The organism is Streptomyces sp. NPDC004126 (assembly GCF_050275515.1).
Taxonomy (GTDB): Bacteria; Actinomycetota; Actinomycetes; order Streptomycetales; family Streptomycetaceae; genus Streptomyces.
Genome location: NZ_JBNNPF010000001.1, coordinates 153,747 through 167,261 on the forward strand (window position 1 = coordinate 153,747; position 13,515 = coordinate 167,261).

A 13,515-nucleotide genomic window follows, 5' to 3' on the forward strand; every position below is an offset into this window, starting at 1 on the left:
CGCGCAGGAGCTCGTCGCGGCGTGTGCCGGGGGCCGGACGGTCGTGGTGCTGCCGCGGGTGCGGCCGGCCGCGGCTGCGGTGCTACGGGCGGCTCAGACGCCGTCGTTGGCGCAGAGCGCCCAGACGTCGGAGTAGGTGTTGGGGGAGCTGGGGGCGCCGGTGTGGGTGAAGGCCGACCAGTACGAGGCGGTGGTGGTCCCGTCCGAGACCGGGCTGCCGCCGGAGTCGCTGGGGTAGCTGCCGTTGAGGTGGTCGCCCGGGGAGCCGGGGCCGGTGAAGTTCGTGGTCGTGACGCTGCCTCCGCTGATCGCGGCTCCGCCGCTGACCAGCTTGCCGTCGTTCTGGCCGCAGCCCACGGTCACGGTCGCCCCGCTGGTGCCGGCGGTGGGGCCGCTGACCTCGGAGAAGCGGACCTTCACGGTCGTACCGCTGATGTCGATGTTGTTGCCGCTGCAGATGGCGTACGCGTACGTGGTGTTGCCGCTGTCGCCGCCGCCGCCGTTCCAGCCCACGGCGCTCCAGGAGTCGGGGTTGGTCTCGCCGTCGGCCGCGGCCTTCTGGCCGTAGGCGTGGGCGGAGTCGTTGAAGGTGGGGAAGCTGGCGATCGGCTTGAGGCTGCCGACGGAGGCGGGGGTGATGCGCGCCCCGCCGCCGAGCAGCCGGGTGCCCGAGGGGCAGGTCGCGGTGACGAGGCCGACCGTCGAGGCGGTGGTGGGTCCGGCGACCTTGTTCATCACCACCTGGGTGTGGTTGATGAGGTTGCTGGTGAAGCACATCGCGTACGGGGTGCTGGAGAAGGAGGCGTTGACGGCGCCGCCGCTGCCGCCGATGCCGAGCCAGTACGCGACGTCGGTGCCGACGACCCCGGTGGAGCCGGTGTACTCGGTGCTGCCGTCGGGGCTGGGCGAGGTGCCGTTGATCTTGTTGCCGTTGGACGAGGTGCCCGTGCCGATGGCCTGGTTGATGCCGCCGCCCGAGATGAGGCCGCTGCTGCAGTGGGCGTTGGTCGAGATCTCGGAGAAGGCGGTGCCGGGGCCGGAGGTGGCACCGGGGGTCTTCACCGTCACACCGACGGTGTTGGCGTGGGCGGTTCCCGGTACGGCGAGGGCCAGCAGGGCGCCCAGGATCAGGGCCCTTCCGGCGAAGGGGCGCCGCAGGAGGAAGCGGTCCATCGAGTTCTCCCTGTTTCGGAGGTGGATGCGGGCAGGCGGAACCGCACGCGGGCGCGCCGGGGCACCGGAGGGGGCTCCGGTTCGGCGTTCGGCGTCGGGAAGGGTTCCGCTCTGGTCGGATGGTGGTCGGCACGGCGCCGGAGCGGCGTGGACCGGTGCCGCAGCGGGCTGCTCGCTGGATCAGCGGACGGACTGGCCTTGCGGGGAGAGCGCGGCGCCACGTACGGGCGGGCCGGGCGGACCCAGGTCGTGGGTCCGCGCGGCCGTCCGGCACGCGAATTGCACCTGCGGAATGTAGCAGTCAGATAAGCCCGCATGTAAGCCGGGAACGGCGTCTTCTCCTCGCAAATGCGGTACTCGCAAGTAGTTCGGAAGGCTGGGAGCTCGGGAGGCTGGAACGGGGGCGGCGTTCAGCGGCCGCTCCCCCGCACCTCCACCCCGTCCAGGCCCGGCCGGATCAGGACCTTGATGTGTTCCTCGGGCCGCCGCAGGGAGGCGAAGGCCGCCTCCAGGGCGCCGAAGCCGGCCTCGCCGGTGACCAGGGCGCCCGGATCGAGGCGGCCGTCGGCCAGCCGGGCCAGGGTGGCGCCGAACTCCCGCGGCGGGTAGGTCAGGCACATCCGGATGGTGACGTCCTTGTAGATGCCGACCACCGGCCGGATCACGTCCTCGGTCATCACCCCGCCGATCTGCAGGATCTCCGTGCCGCGCGGCACGGTGTGCAGCAGCCGGTCCAGCACGCCGGGCACGCCCACGCAGTTGACCACCACCATGGGTAGCGGGCGCGGCCCGGCCAGTTCGGCGCAGAGCCGTACGGGGTCCTCGCCCCCGGCGGGGTCGGCCACCGCGTGCGCTCCGAGCCGGGCCGCCGCGGCGCGGCGCAGGGCCGAGGGGTCGGAGGCGACGACCGGGCCGGCTCCGCGTTCCAGCAGGGCGGCGACGGCGCCGAGGCCGACGGGCCCGCAGCCGGCGACCACGGCGGGGGTGCCGGGGCCGGCCGTGCTGCGGGCGACGTTGCCGAAGCCGACGGCCAGCGGCTCGGTCAGGGCCGCCAAGGCCAGGTCCAGCGACTCCGGGACGGGCAGCAGGGCCTCGGCCTGGACGACGATCCGCTCCCCGAACCCGCCGGGGAAGGCGTTGCTGTAGCCGACGGTGCGCACCGTCCCGGCGGGGTCGACGGCCCAGGGCAGGCCGACCACTCCGGTGCCGGGTCCGGGCCCGCTCGCGCCGGGGCCGTAGCCGAGGACCCGGCCGGCGAACTCGTGGCCCATCACGAGCGGGCGGGCCGGGTCGAAGAGGAAGCTCGTGGTGCCGCTGTCGCGGGAAGCGCGCAGGAAGTCGGCGGTGTGCGCGACGGCGCTGAGGTCGGAGCCGCAGATGCCGCAGGCCACGGTCTCGACCAGGGCCTGGCCGGGGCCGGGCACCGGGTCGGGGTGTTCGGCCACGGCGAAGCGGCCGCCCGTCCAGACGGCGGCCCTCAACGGACCTCTCCCTTGCGGGCGATGGCCTCCATGGTGGCCTGCCGCAGGGCCCCGGTGAAGCGTGCGCTGTTGCGGGCGGCCCAGTCGAGGCTCGCGGTGCGCGCGTCGGTGGTGCCGGTGAGGCGGGGGACGACCCGTTCGGCGAAGAGTTCCAGGCTGCGCAGGGTGGCGGCGGGCTCGGCGATGTCGGGCTGGAGGATCAGGAAGGTGCCGAACCCGCCGGTCTTCTCGGCGAGTTGCCGGATGCGTTCCACGGCGTCGTCGGCGGTGCCGATGACGGCGCGGCCGAAGGTGGGCAGCCCCTCCCCGGTCCAGCGGCGCACGGCGTCGGCGGGGGTGGCGCAGCCGTCGAGCCGGGCGCCGCCGAGTGCCTCGATGTAGGCGACCAGGTCCGGGGTGCCGAACTCGGCCTGTGCCAGGGCCTCTTCCCTCGTCTCGGCCAGGTGGACGGGGGTGACCAGCCGCCAGCGCGCCCGGTCGGCGGTGCGGCCGCTCTCGGCGCAGGCCCGTTCGTGGGCGGCCCAGTTGGTGTCGAGCGTGGCGAACCCGGCGGGGTCGGCGGCGGCCAGGGAGAGCATCCCGGCGCCGTGCCTCGCGGCGAGGAGGGCGCCGGTCGGGGAGACGGCGGAGGCGACGGCCACCTCCAGTTCCCGGCCCCGGTAGGGCCCGAGCTGGAGCCGGGCCTCGCGCAGGGTGAACCAGTCGGTGGCGGCGGTGACGGTCTCGCCGCGCAGCAGCCGGGTGACGGCGTCCAGGGCGTCGGCCGTCATGGCGCGGGACTCCAGCGGGTCGACGCCCGTCATGTGGGCGTCGGAGGGCAGCTGTCCCGGGCCGGCCCCGAGCATGGCGCGGCCGCGCGACTGCTGGTCCAGCTGGCAGATGCGGTCGGCGAGGATCAGGGGCTGGTGGTACGGGAGGGAGTTGACGCCGGTGCCGAGCATGATCCGGGAGGTGCGTTCGGCGGCGGCCGCCAGGAAGAGTTCCGGCGAGGCGATGATCTCGTACCCGGCGGAGTGGTGCTCCCCCGCCCACACCTCCTCGTAGCCGAGCCGGTCGAGCTCGACGACGAGGTCGAGGTCGCGGCGCAGCTGGAGGGCGGGGTCGCGGTCGGGCCGGTGGTAGGGGGCGAGGAACACCCCGAAGCGGGAGGGCAGGTACGGCTGCGGCATGTGCGGTGCCCCTTCGGACGGCGCGGACGGCCGTCCGACCCAACACCGTGCGCGCCGCGTCTTCAACGGCCGCGGCGCCGTCCTCCCGCTCAGCGGGATTTCCCGCCCGGCGGGGCCTCCCGCCCGGCGGGGCTTCCCGCCCGGCGGGGCCTCCCGCCCGGCGGGGCTTCCCGCCCGGTGGGGGCCTCCCGCCCGGCGGGCCCTCCCGCCCGGTGGGGCCTCCCGGTCCGGCTCCGGTGTCAGGGCCGGGCCAGGACCCCGATCATCGCCTCGGCCGTCGCCGCCATCGCCGTACGGGCGGCGGTGAGGTAGGGGCGGGGGTCGGCCGGGGTGAGGTGGGTGCGGATGGCCTCGGTCATGGCCAGGTTGAGGGCGGTGCCGATGTTGACCTTGCGGATGCCGCCGGCCACGGCCGCCGCGAGTTCCCCGTCGGGCAGGCCGGAGGAGCCGTGCAGGACGAGCGGTACGTCCAGGGTCTTGGCGAGGCGGGCCAGCAGGGCGTGGTCGAGGGAGGCGGTCCGGGTGGTCATGGCGTGGCTGCTGCCGACGGCCACGGCCAGGGCGTCGACCCCGGAGTCGGCGACGAACCGCCGCGCCTCGTCGGGGTCGGTACGGGCGCCCGGCGCGTGCGGGTCGAGCGGCGCGGCCCCGTTCTTGCCGCCGACCTCACCCAGCTCGGCCTCGATCCACAGCCCGTGGGCGTGGGCCCAGTCGGCGGCGGAGCGGGTGGACTCCAGGTTCTCGGCGTAGGGCAGGTGCGCGGCGTCGTACATCACCGACCCGAAGCCGGCGTCCGCGGCCTGCCGCAGCAGGTCGGGGCTCTTGACGTGGTCGAGGTGGAGCCCGACGGGCACCCGGGCGGCCTCCGCGCAGGCGGCGGCGGCCCGGGCGATGGGCAGCAGGGCTCCGCGGCGGAACTTCACGGCGTTCTCGCTGAGTTGCAGGATGACGGGCAGGCCGGCCCGTTCGGCACCCTCGACCACGGCCTCGGCGTGTTCCAGGGTGATGATGTTGAAGGCGGCGACGGCGCCGCCGGCCGCGGCCGCCTCGGCGACGAGGGTCCCGGCGGGGGCGAGGCTCATCGGACGGCCCCCTCGCCCGCGGTGAGGATCACCGAGCGGGTGAGGTTGCGGGGCGCGTCCGGGTCCAGTCCCCGGTGCGCGGCGACGGCGACGGCGAGGCGCTGCACGCGGACCAGTTCGGCGAGCGGGTCGAGTTCCCCGTCCACCCACTCGGCGCCGGTGCGCAGGACCTGCTCGGCGATGCCCTCGGGGGTGCCGCCCAGCGACCAGGTGACGGAGCCGGGCCCGGTGACGCTGACGGGGCCGTGCCGGTACTCCATCGCGGGGTAGGCCTCGGCCCAGGAGAGGGAGGCCTCGCGCATCTTGAGGGCGGCCTCGTGGGCCAGGCCGACGCTCCAGCCCCGCCCGAGGAAGGTGAACTGGCCGCGGGCCTCCAGCCCGTTCGGCAGCGGCAGGTCGAGGGCGGTGCGGGCGTCGGCGACCACGGCCGGGGTGTGGTCGCCGAGGTGGGCCCGCAGCAGGGTGAGGGCGGTGGTGGCGAAGCGGGTCTGGACGACGGACCGCTCGTCGGCGAAGTCCAGTACGACGAGGTCGTCCGCGAGGGTGGCCACCGGGGTGTCCGGGTCCCCGATGACGGCGGTGGTCGGGATCCCGGCCTCGCGCAGTCCGGCGAGCAGGTCCAGCACCTCGGTGGTGGTCCCGGAGCGGGTGAGGGCGACGACCCTGTCGTAGCGGCGGTGGCGGGGGAACTCGGAGGCGGGGAAGGCGTCGGTCTCCCCGTGCCCGGCCTCCTCGCGCAGGGCGGCGGCGGCCTGTGCCATGTAGTACGAGGTCCCGCAGCCGATGACCGCGGTACGCTCGCCGGCCCCCGGCAGCACCGCCCGGTGGGCCGGGGCCAGTTCGGCGGCCCGCTCCCAGCTGTCGGGCTGGGTGGCCAACTCGTACGCGACGTGACTCATGCGGGCTCCTTGCGCGTGTGATGCGTACGTCGGCTGCGAACCGACCGGACTTCCCTGCGTGTTCCTGCAAGGTAGCGGGCCGTTTCGCGCAACTTCAAGCATCCACGGGGTGATCCGCTGGGTTAATCTCGACGGCGGGGCCCGGCGGCATGCCGGGGGACGACAGGGAGGGGCGCCATGACCCGCGAGGAACGCTGGCGGAGACTGCTGGACCTGCTGGTGGAGCGGGACGGGCTGGAGGTGGAGGCCGCCGCCGAGGCGCTCGGCGTCTCCGCCGCGACCATCCGCCGCGACCTCGACCAGCTCGCCGAGCAGCAGCTGCTGGTACGCACGCGCGGCGGGGCGGTGCCGCACGGGGTCTCGTACGAACTCCCCCTGCGCTACCGCACCTCCCGCCGGGCCGCCGAGAAGCGCCGGATCAGCGAGGCGGTCGCGGCGCTGATCGCGCCGGGCGAGGTGGTCGGCCTGACGGGCGGCACCACCACGACGGAGGTCGCCCGCGCCCTCGCGGCCCGCCCCGACCTCGCCGGGCCGGCCGGCGGCCCGCCCGTGCTCACGGTGGTCACCAACGCCCTCAACATCGCGGGCGAGTTGGTGATCCGGCCACAGTTCAAGATCGTCCTGACGGGCGGGGTGGCCCGCCCCCAGTCGTACGAACTGACCGGACCGCTGGCACAGCAGACGCTGGGCATGCTGTCCATGGACACCGCCGTGCTCGGCGTGGACGCCTTCGATCCGGCCGACGGCGCGGCGACCCGCCACGAGGACGAGGCCGCCGTCAACGCCCTGCTCTGCGAGCGGGCCCGCCGCCTGGTCGTCGCGGCGGACTCCACGAAGCTCGGTGTCCGTGCCTTCGCCCGCATCTGCGCGACCTCCGCCGTGGACGTCCTGGTGACGGACACCGCCCTGACGGAGGCCGCCGCCCGGCCGTTCCGGGACGCGGGCGTGGAGGTCGTACGCGTCTGAGGCGGCGGGGGCACGGCTCCCCCGTCAGCCCTGCTTCGCGAACCCCGCCAGCTGTTCGCGCGGGTCGAAGGTGACCCGGATCCGGGCGATCCTCCCGTCCCGCACGTGCATCCAGTTCGCCGTGGGCGTCGGCGGCGCGATGCTGCTGCACAGGTCGAACCAGGTGATCACCTCGTCGCCCTCCGCCACCCGGACCTTCACGTCGATCCGTTCCAGCACCCGGCCCATCCGCCTCAGTCCGGCCAGCGCCTCCTCCGCTCCCGACGCCTTCCCCAGCGTCCCGAGGAAGTCGACGTCGTCGGCCAGCAGGCCCCGCACGGTCTCGAAGTCGCCCGCCTCCCATGCGGTGAAGTACGCCTCGGCAAGCTCTCGCGCGGTCTTCGTCTGCGTCTTCGTCTCCGTCTTCGTCATGCCCCCATCCTCCGGCCGGGGTCGGCCATCCGTCCAACAGATGGTCGCGATGGGATCTATCATCACCGGATATGGAGATGCACCAGCTGCGCTACTTCGCCGCCGTCGTGGACGAGGGCACCTTCACCGGTGCCGCCCACCGCCTGCACATCAGCCAGTCGGGCATCAGCACCCAGGTGGCGAAGCTCGAACGCGAGCTGGGGCAGCAGCTGCTCGACCGCGGCGGACGCCGGGTCGGCCTCACTCCGGCCGGCGAGGCCGTCCTCCCCCTCGCGAAGGACGCCCTCGCCACCCTCGACGCCATCCGGCACACCGCCGCCGAGTTCGCCGACGCCGTCCGCGGCCGGGTCCGGCTCGGCATGATCGCGGGCTGCTCGATCACCCCCTTCCTCGACACCGTCGCCGACCTCGGCCGCAGCCACCCCGGCATCGAACTCAGCCTGCACGAGGACCACTCCGACGCCCTCCAGGCCCAGGTCCTGGCCGGCTCCCTCGACCTGGCGCTGATCGGCTACGCGGGCGAGGCCGCCGCGGGCCTGGAGGCGGACGTCGTCATCGACGAGCCCCTCGCCGCCGTCGTACCGGCCGGGCACCGGCTCGACCTCCCGGAACTGCGGCTCGCCGACCTCCGCGACGAGAAGGTCCTCTGCCTGTCCCGGGGCACCGGCATCCGCGCCGCCTACGAGGACTCCTGCCGCCGGCTCGGCCTCGACCCCCGCGTCGACCTCGACGCCAGCTCCCCCGCCGCCCTGCTCCGCCTCGCCGAACGCGGCGCGGGCGTCGCCGTCCTCAGCGCCTCCTCCGCGCAGGGCGCCGGCCTGCGGACGGTCCCGCTCACCGACGCCGCCACACACGCCCGGCTCGGCCTCGTCGCCCGCACCGACCAGCACTCCCCCGCCGTACGGCTCCTGCGGAACAGGCTCCTGACCGCGCTGCGCGGCTAGGCCGTGTCTTCCGGGGTCTTCCCTCCGGCCACCGCCACGCCGGTCGGCCCGTCGCCCACGGGCACCGTGTCCGTCACGCGGGCCGTCGCGGTGTCGATCACCGACAGGGTGTCCGAGTCGAAGTCGCTCACGTACACCCGGGAGCCGTCCGGGCCGGCGGCGAGGCCGTTGGGGCTGTGTCCCACGGCGACGGTGTCGGTGACGGCACGGGCTCGGGTGCCGATCACGGACACGGTGTCGGACCCGATGTCGGCCACGTACACCGCGCGGCCGTCCGGGCGCACCCCGATCCCCGTGGGCCGGTCCCCGACCGGGATGCGGTCCGATTCCGCGCCGGCCCGGACGTCGACCACCGACACGTCGTCCGAGTCCATGTTGGAGACGTACAGGTGACGGCCGTCGGGGGTGAGCGCCAGCGCGGTCGGTCCGCTGCCGACGGGGATGGTGCCGGTGACCGTCGCGGTGGCGGTGCGGACCACCGAGACGGTGCCGGACGCGGCGTTGGCGACGTACAGGGTGCACCCGTCGGGTGACACCGCCACGCCCAGCGGGGCGTCGCCCACCGCGATGGTGTCCGTCACGGCGAGGGTGCGGGTGCTGATCACCGACACGTCGCCCGACCCGACGTTGGCGACGTAGACGTTCCACCCGTCGGGGGAGACCGTCACCCTGCTCGGTTCGTCCCCGACCGGGACGGTGGCGGTGACCCGCCTGGTACGGGCGTCGATCACCGACACGGTGTCCGCCGCGGAATCGGTGACGTAGACGCGGGCGCCGTCCGGGGCGACGGCCACGCTGTCCGGCCCGTCCCCGACCGGGACACGGTCCACGACCGTGCCGGAGCCCGCGTCGACGACCGACACCGTGTCGGAGTGGAGGTCGGCCACGTAGACCAGGGCCCCGCGCCCTGGGCCAGCTGGTCCGGCGGACGCTCCTGCCGGTGCCCCCGGCCCCGACAGCGCCGCCGCCACGCACAGCACCACCGCGGCCCGCCGCCCCATGTCCTGATTCCTCGTCATCCGGCCACGCTAGGCCGTCTGCCCGGCGGGCCGCGTGAGGCGCACGCTCAGGCGGGCCGCGGGGCCACCCCCTGGCGCAGCCGGGCGGCGATGGTACGGGCGCAGGCCATGGACTCGGTGTGCGTGGTGTCGACCTCCAGGTCGTAGACGACGCCCTCGTGGACCACGGCCGCCTGGGCGGCGGCCGTGCCCGGGGTGCGGTCGCCGCGGGCGATCTCCCGGCCCGCGGCGGCCCCGGGCTCGCAGCGGACGGCGACCCACAGCACGTCCAGCCCGTCCAGGGCCCGCAGCCAGCGCCTCTGGGACTCGGCCCCGCCGAGGAACACCTCGTCGACGACGATCCGGGCACCGGCCCGGGCCATCGCCGCGATGCCCTCCATCCAGGCCGCCTCCAGCGCCCGGAACTCCGCCCCGACGCTCACCCCGCCGTCCTCGGCGAACACGATCCCCCCGTCCCCGTCCCCGCCGCCCCCACCCCGCATCCTCGCGGGCAGGGAGTCGACGAAGGAGTCGCATCCGTACGCCAGCCACGGCTCGGGCAGTTCGGCCTGGAGGCAGCGCACGATCCCGGACTTCCCCGAGCTGGACGCGCCGTTGAGAACGATCATCCGAATGGTCACCGCGCCACCGTAGGGCGGCCGCCCGCCCGCCGGGTAGCGGGTTTCGGCCCGGGCGTCCTCAGTGCGCCGGGACCCGCTGGGCCTCACGGGTCAGGGCCGCCAGGACCGGGGCGATCAGCGGGTGGGACTCGGCGCCGCGGCGGGTGGCGGCGAAGACCCGGCGGGTGGCGGACGCTCCCGCGACCGGGCGCACCCGGACCTCCTTGAGGTCCATGCCGCGCAGCGCCGAACGCGGCACCAGCGCCACCCCCGCGCCCGCGCCGACCAGGGCGGTCACCGCCCGGAAGTCGTCGGAGGAGTGCACGAAGCGCGGCTGGAAGCCGGCCAGTTCGCACGCCAGCAGGGTCACGTCGTAGCAGGGGTTGCCCGGGTACTGGCCGACCCAGTCCGCGTCGGAGAGGTCCGCCAGCGCCACGGCGGGCAGGTCGGCGAGGGGGTGCCCGGCGGGCAGCACCGCGTCGAAGGGCTCCGCGTACAGCGGGAGCACCGACAGCCGGCCGTCGTCGGCGCCCGGAGCGCCCCGGTACTCGACCGCGAGGGCCAGGTCGGCCTCCCCGTCGAGCAGCAGCGGCAGGCTCTGGTCGCCTTCCGCGTCCCGGACCCGGAGCCGGATGCCGGGGTGTTCCAGGGCGAGGCGGGCGATGGCGGGGGCCAGCACCTCGGCGATTCCGGTGGCGAAGGCCGCCACGGTGACCTCGCCGGCGGAGCCGCCCGCGTAGGCGGCGAGTTCCGCCTCGGCGCGCTCCAGCTGGGCCAGCACCTCGTGGGCGTGGCCCAGCAGGATGTCCCCGGCCGCGGTGAGCCGTACGCCCCGGCCGCTGCGGGTCAGCAGCGCGTGGCCGGTCTCCTGTTCCAGCGCGGCGAGCTGCTGGGAGACGGCGGAGGGGGTGAGGTACAGCGCTGCGGCCGCGGCGGTCACCGTACGGTGGTCCGCCACGGCCCGCAGGATGCGCAGCCGGCGGGGGTCGATCACACCCCCATGATGTCAGCCCTGAGCAGCGGAAAGCGCCGCGCGGGCGTCCACGAAGGCGGCCACCGCGCGCTCCACGTCGGCCGTCGAGTGGGCCGCCGAGAGCTGGACGCGGATACGGGCCGCGCCGAGCGGGACGACCGGGTACGAGAAGCCGATCACGTACACGCCGCGCTCCAGCAGCAGCTCCGCCATCCGGCCCGCCTCGGCGGCGTCGCCGATCATGACGGGGGCGATGGCGTGGTCGCCGGGGAGGATCTCGAAGCCGGCCTCGGTCATCTTCGTGCGGAACAGCTTGGTGTTGTCCGCGAGGCGCTCGCGCAGGTCGCCGGCGGACTCCAGCAGGTCGAGGACCTTCAGGGAGGCGGCGGCGATGACCGGGGCGAGGGAGTTGGAGAAGAGGTACGGGCGCGAGCGCTGGCGCAGCAGCTCGACGATCTCGGCGCGGGCGGCGACGTAGCCGCCGGAGGCGCCGCCGAGGGCCTTGCCGAGGGTGCCGGTGATGATGTCGATCCGGTCCATGACGCCGTGCAGCTCGGGGGTGCCGCGGCCGCCGGGGCCGACGAAGCCGACGGCGTGCGAGTCGTCGACCATGACCATGGCGTCGTAGCGGTCGGCGAGGTCGCAGATCTCGTTCAGCGGGGCGACGTAGCCGTCCATGGAGAAGACGCCGTCGGTGACGATGAGCTTGCGGCGGGCGCCGCCCTCGGAGGCCTCCTTGAGGCGGGCCTCCAGCTCGGCCATGTCGCGGTTGGCGTAGCGGAAGCGGCGGGCCTTGGAGAGGCGGATGCCGTCGATGATCGAGGCGTGGTTGAGGGCGTCGGAGATCACCGCGTCCTCGGCACCGAGGAGGGTCTCGAAGACGCCGCCGTTGGCGTCGAAGCAGGAGGAGTAGAGGATCGTGTCCTCCTGGCCGAGGAAGGCCGACAGGCGGGCCTCCAGCTCCTTGTGCACCTCCTGGGTGCCGCAGATGAAGCGGACGGAGGCCATGCCGTAGCCCCAGCGGTCGAGGGCGTCCTTGGCGGCGGCGACCACCTCGGGGTGGTCGGCCAGCCCGAGGTAGTTGTTGGCGCAGAAGTTCAGCACCTCGCCGGGGGCGCCGCCCGCGGTGACGGCGACGGCGGCGTTCTGCGGGGTGCCGATGACGCGCTCGGGCTTGTGCAGGCCCGCGGCGCGGATCTCGTCGAGGGTGGTGCGGAGGTCTTCGCGTACGGACTCGAACATGGGCTTCGGTTTCTCCTTGTGCGGATCGCCGTCCGGCGGACGGGGAGGAGGGGCCGGGTGCCGCCCGGCGGGGCGGAGGTGGGGCCGGGCCCCGCGGAGGGGGAGGGTGTGCGGGGCCCGGCCCGTAGGGAGATGGTCTTGTGGCTGCGGTGGCCGGCCTGCCTGCGGCTCCGGCCCGGGACGGCGGAGCGGGCTCCGGACGGGATCCCGGGCCCGGCCCGGGGGCCGGCGCCGGGGAGGCCGTCCCGGGCCGGAGGCCACGGCACAGGCCCGGCCGGGCCCCGGGGGCCGGGGGCCGGCACGGGCCGGGTGGGGGGAACCGCCGGAGGCCTACGCGGTCCAGTCGAGGATGATCTTGCCGCTGCGGGCGGTCGCGGCCTCGTCGAAGGCGGCCTGGAAGTCGCGGTGCGAGTAGCGGCCGGTGATGACCGGGGACAGGTCGAGCCCGCCCTCCAGCAGCACCGTCATCGCGTACCAGGTCTCGAACATCTCGCGCCCGTAGATCCCCTTGATGGTGATCATCGAGGTGACGACCTTCGCCCAGTCCACCGCGAACTCCTGGGCCGGCAGGCCGAGCATCGCGATCCGGCCGCCGTGCGTCATGTTGTCGATCATGTCGCGCATCGCCTCCGCGCGGCCCGACATCTCCAGGCCGACGTCGAAGCCCTCCCGCAGCCCCAGCCGCGTCTGCGCCTCGGAGATGGAGGACTCGGCGACGTTCACCGCGAGCGTGGCGCCCGCCTTGCGGGCGATCTCCAGCCGTTCGGGGCTGACGTCGGTGATGACCACGTTCCGCGCGCCGGCGTGCTTGGCGACGGCCGCCGCCATGATGCCGATCGGGCCCGCGCCCGTGATCAGCACGTCCTCGCCGACCAGCGGGAAGGACAGCGCGGTGTGCACGGCGTTGCCGAAGGGGTCGAAGATGGCCGCGACGTCCAGGTCCACGGCGGTCCGGTGCACCCACACGTTCTGCGCGGGCAGGACCACGTACTCGGCGAAGGCGCCGTCGCGGCCGACCCCGAGGCCGATCGTGGAGCGGCACAGGTGGCGGCGGCCGGCCAGGCAGTTGCGGCACTTGCCGCACACCAGGTGGCCCTCGCCGCTGACCAGGGCGCCGGTCTCGATGTCGCGGACGTCCGCGCCGACCGCCGCGACCTCGCCGACGAACTCGTGGCCGAGCACGAGCGGGGTCTTGACGGCGCCCTGCGCCCAGCCGTCCCAGGCGCGGATGTGCAGGTCGGTGCCGCAGATACCGGTCCGCAGCACCTTGATCAGCACGTCGCCGGGGCCGTACTCGGGCTCGGGGACGTCCATGAGCCACAGCCCGGGCTCGGCCTTGTGCTTGACGAGTGCCTTCATGGCGGTGGCTCCAGGCGTGCGAAGGGTGTTGCCGCTCCCGCCGGTACGCGGGTGGCGTTGGTGACGGGCACCAATCTGCCGATCGTCGCGGTGATCAGTCCATCGAGACTTTCTTAAGCGGGTCGACAGCGCAGCTTCACGCCTATGCTCCTCCCTGGACGGGGACGGGGCCCGGGGGCGGAAGCCGCGCTATGGTCC

13 protein-coding genes are annotated in these 13,515 nt (G+C 74.7%); 2 read left to right on the forward strand and 11 right to left on the reverse strand.

Features of this window, described 5'->3' with window-relative positions:
- Positions 1 to 93 precede the first annotated feature (93 nt).
- The 5 genes from ACQKM2_RS00690 to ACQKM2_RS00710 form a co-directional block, all read right to left on the reverse strand.
- Positions 94 to 1,173 carry a hypothetical protein gene (locus tag ACQKM2_RS00690; RefSeq protein WP_427704855.1) on the reverse strand — a complete coding sequence of 360 codons (1,080 nt, stop codon included), beginning with the start codon at positions 1,171 to 1,173 and terminating at the stop codon, positions 94 to 96.
- 410 nt (positions 1,174 to 1,583) lie between these two features.
- Positions 1,584 to 2,654 carry a zinc-binding dehydrogenase gene (locus ACQKM2_RS00695; RefSeq protein ID WP_427704857.1) on the reverse strand — a complete coding sequence of 357 codons (1,071 nt, stop codon included), beginning with the start codon at positions 2,652 to 2,654 and terminating at the stop codon, positions 1,584 to 1,586.
- Positions 2,651 to 3,823, reverse strand: coding sequence for an LLM class flavin-dependent oxidoreductase (locus ACQKM2_RS00700; protein ID WP_427704859.1), 1,173 nt, complete (start codon positions 3,821 to 3,823; stop codon positions 2,651 to 2,653). Before ACQKM2_RS00700 ends, ACQKM2_RS00695 begins: the two co-directional genes overlap by 4 nt.
- A 239-nt stretch (positions 3,824 to 4,062) precedes the next feature.
- Positions 4,063 to 4,905: a class II fructose-bisphosphate aldolase gene (locus tag ACQKM2_RS00705; RefSeq protein ID WP_427704861.1), complete on the reverse strand. Its 843-nt coding sequence runs from the start codon at positions 4,903 to 4,905 to the stop codon at positions 4,063 to 4,065.
- Positions 4,902 to 5,804, reverse strand: a complete 903-nt coding sequence (locus tag ACQKM2_RS00710; RefSeq protein WP_427704863.1) for an SIS domain-containing protein — start codon at positions 5,802 to 5,804, stop codon at positions 4,902 to 4,904. Before ACQKM2_RS00710 ends, ACQKM2_RS00705 begins: the two co-directional genes overlap by 4 nt.
- Positions 5,805 to 5,981: 177 nt before the next feature.
- On the opposite strand from ACQKM2_RS00710, the gene ACQKM2_RS00715 reads away from it, so the two are divergent.
- Entirely contained in the window at positions 5,982 to 6,770 is a 789-nt protein-coding gene (locus ACQKM2_RS00715) for a DeoR/GlpR family DNA-binding transcription regulator (protein ID WP_427704865.1), read from the forward strand.
- Between the two features lie 24 nt (positions 6,771 to 6,794).
- Here the strand turns inward: ACQKM2_RS00715 and ACQKM2_RS00720 are convergent, their stop codons facing one another.
- On the reverse strand, positions 6,795 to 7,181 hold the full coding sequence (locus ACQKM2_RS00720) for a nuclear transport factor 2 family protein (protein ID WP_427704868.1): 387 nt from the start codon (positions 7,179 to 7,181) through the stop codon (positions 6,795 to 6,797).
- Positions 7,182 to 7,252: 71 nt separating this feature from the next.
- Between ACQKM2_RS00720 and ACQKM2_RS00725 the strand changes: the two genes are divergently transcribed.
- On the forward strand, positions 7,253 to 8,125 hold the full coding sequence (locus tag ACQKM2_RS00725; RefSeq protein WP_427704870.1) for a LysR family transcriptional regulator: 873 nt from the start codon (positions 7,253 to 7,255) through the stop codon (positions 8,123 to 8,125).
- Here the strand turns inward: ACQKM2_RS00725 and ACQKM2_RS00730 are convergent.
- The 5 genes from ACQKM2_RS00730 to tdh form a co-directional block, all read right to left on the reverse strand.
- Positions 8,122 to 9,144, reverse strand: a complete 1,023-nt coding sequence (locus ACQKM2_RS00730) for a beta-propeller fold lactonase family protein (protein ID WP_427704873.1) — start codon at positions 9,142 to 9,144, stop codon at positions 8,122 to 8,124. The two genes, ACQKM2_RS00725 and ACQKM2_RS00730, sit on opposite strands and share 4 nt — an antisense overlap.
- A gap of 47 nt (positions 9,145 to 9,191) precedes the next feature.
- Positions 9,192 to 9,752: a chloramphenicol phosphotransferase CPT gene (gene cpt / locus ACQKM2_RS00735; protein WP_427705698.1), complete on the reverse strand. Its 561-nt coding sequence runs from the start codon at positions 9,750 to 9,752 to the stop codon at positions 9,192 to 9,194.
- Positions 9,753 to 9,822: 70 nt separating this feature from the next.
- A complete protein-coding gene (locus ACQKM2_RS00740; protein ID WP_427704875.1) occupies positions 9,823 to 10,737 on the reverse strand; it encodes a LysR substrate-binding domain-containing protein in 915 nt (304 codons plus the stop codon).
- A gap of 12 nt (positions 10,738 to 10,749) precedes the next feature.
- Positions 10,750 to 11,958: a glycine C-acetyltransferase gene (locus tag ACQKM2_RS00745; protein WP_427704878.1), complete on the reverse strand. Its 1,209-nt coding sequence runs from the start codon at positions 11,956 to 11,958 to the stop codon at positions 10,750 to 10,752.
- A 330-nt stretch (positions 11,959 to 12,288) separates the two neighbouring features.
- Entirely contained in the window at positions 12,289 to 13,317 is a 1,029-nt protein-coding gene (gene tdh, locus ACQKM2_RS00750) for an L-threonine 3-dehydrogenase (protein ID WP_427704881.1), read from the reverse strand.
- Positions 13,318 to 13,515 lie beyond the last annotated feature (198 nt).

Bases quoted from the DNA above. Each gene is read 5' to 3' on its own strand.
- ACQKM2_RS00730 (WP_427704873.1), bottom strand. From the start codon at position 9,144: ATGACGAGGAATCAGGACATGGGGCGGCGGGCCGCGGTGGTGCTGTGC.
- cpt (WP_427705698.1), bottom strand. From the start codon at position 9,752: ATGATCGTTCTCAACGGCGCGTCCAGCTCGGGGAAGTCCGGGATCGTG.
- ACQKM2_RS00745 (WP_427704878.1), bottom strand. From the start codon at position 11,958: ATGTTCGAGTCCGTACGCGAAGACCTCCGCACCACCCTCGACGAGATC.
- ACQKM2_RS00705 (WP_427704861.1), bottom strand. From the start codon at position 4,905: ATGAGCCTCGCCCCCGCCGGGACCCTCGTCGCCGAGGCGGCCGCGGCC.
- ACQKM2_RS00700 (WP_427704859.1), bottom strand. From the start codon at position 3,823: ATGCCGCAGCCGTACCTGCCCTCCCGCTTCGGGGTGTTCCTCGCCCCC.
- ACQKM2_RS00720 (WP_427704868.1), bottom strand. From the start codon at position 7,181: ATGACGAAGACGGAGACGAAGACGCAGACGAAGACCGCGCGAGAGCTT.
- ACQKM2_RS00725 (WP_427704870.1), top strand. From the start codon at position 7,253: ATGGAGATGCACCAGCTGCGCTACTTCGCCGCCGTCGTGGACGAGGGC.
- tdh (WP_427704881.1), bottom strand. From the start codon at position 13,317: ATGAAGGCACTCGTCAAGCACAAGGCCGAGCCCGGGCTGTGGCTCATG.
- ACQKM2_RS00690 (WP_427704855.1), bottom strand. From the start codon at position 1,173: ATGGACCGCTTCCTCCTGCGGCGCCCCTTCGCCGGAAGGGCCCTGATC.
- ACQKM2_RS00715 (WP_427704865.1), top strand. From the start codon at position 5,982: ATGACCCGCGAGGAACGCTGGCGGAGACTGCTGGACCTGCTGGTGGAG.
- ACQKM2_RS00710 (WP_427704863.1), bottom strand. From the start codon at position 5,804: ATGAGTCACGTCGCGTACGAGTTGGCCACCCAGCCCGACAGCTGGGAG.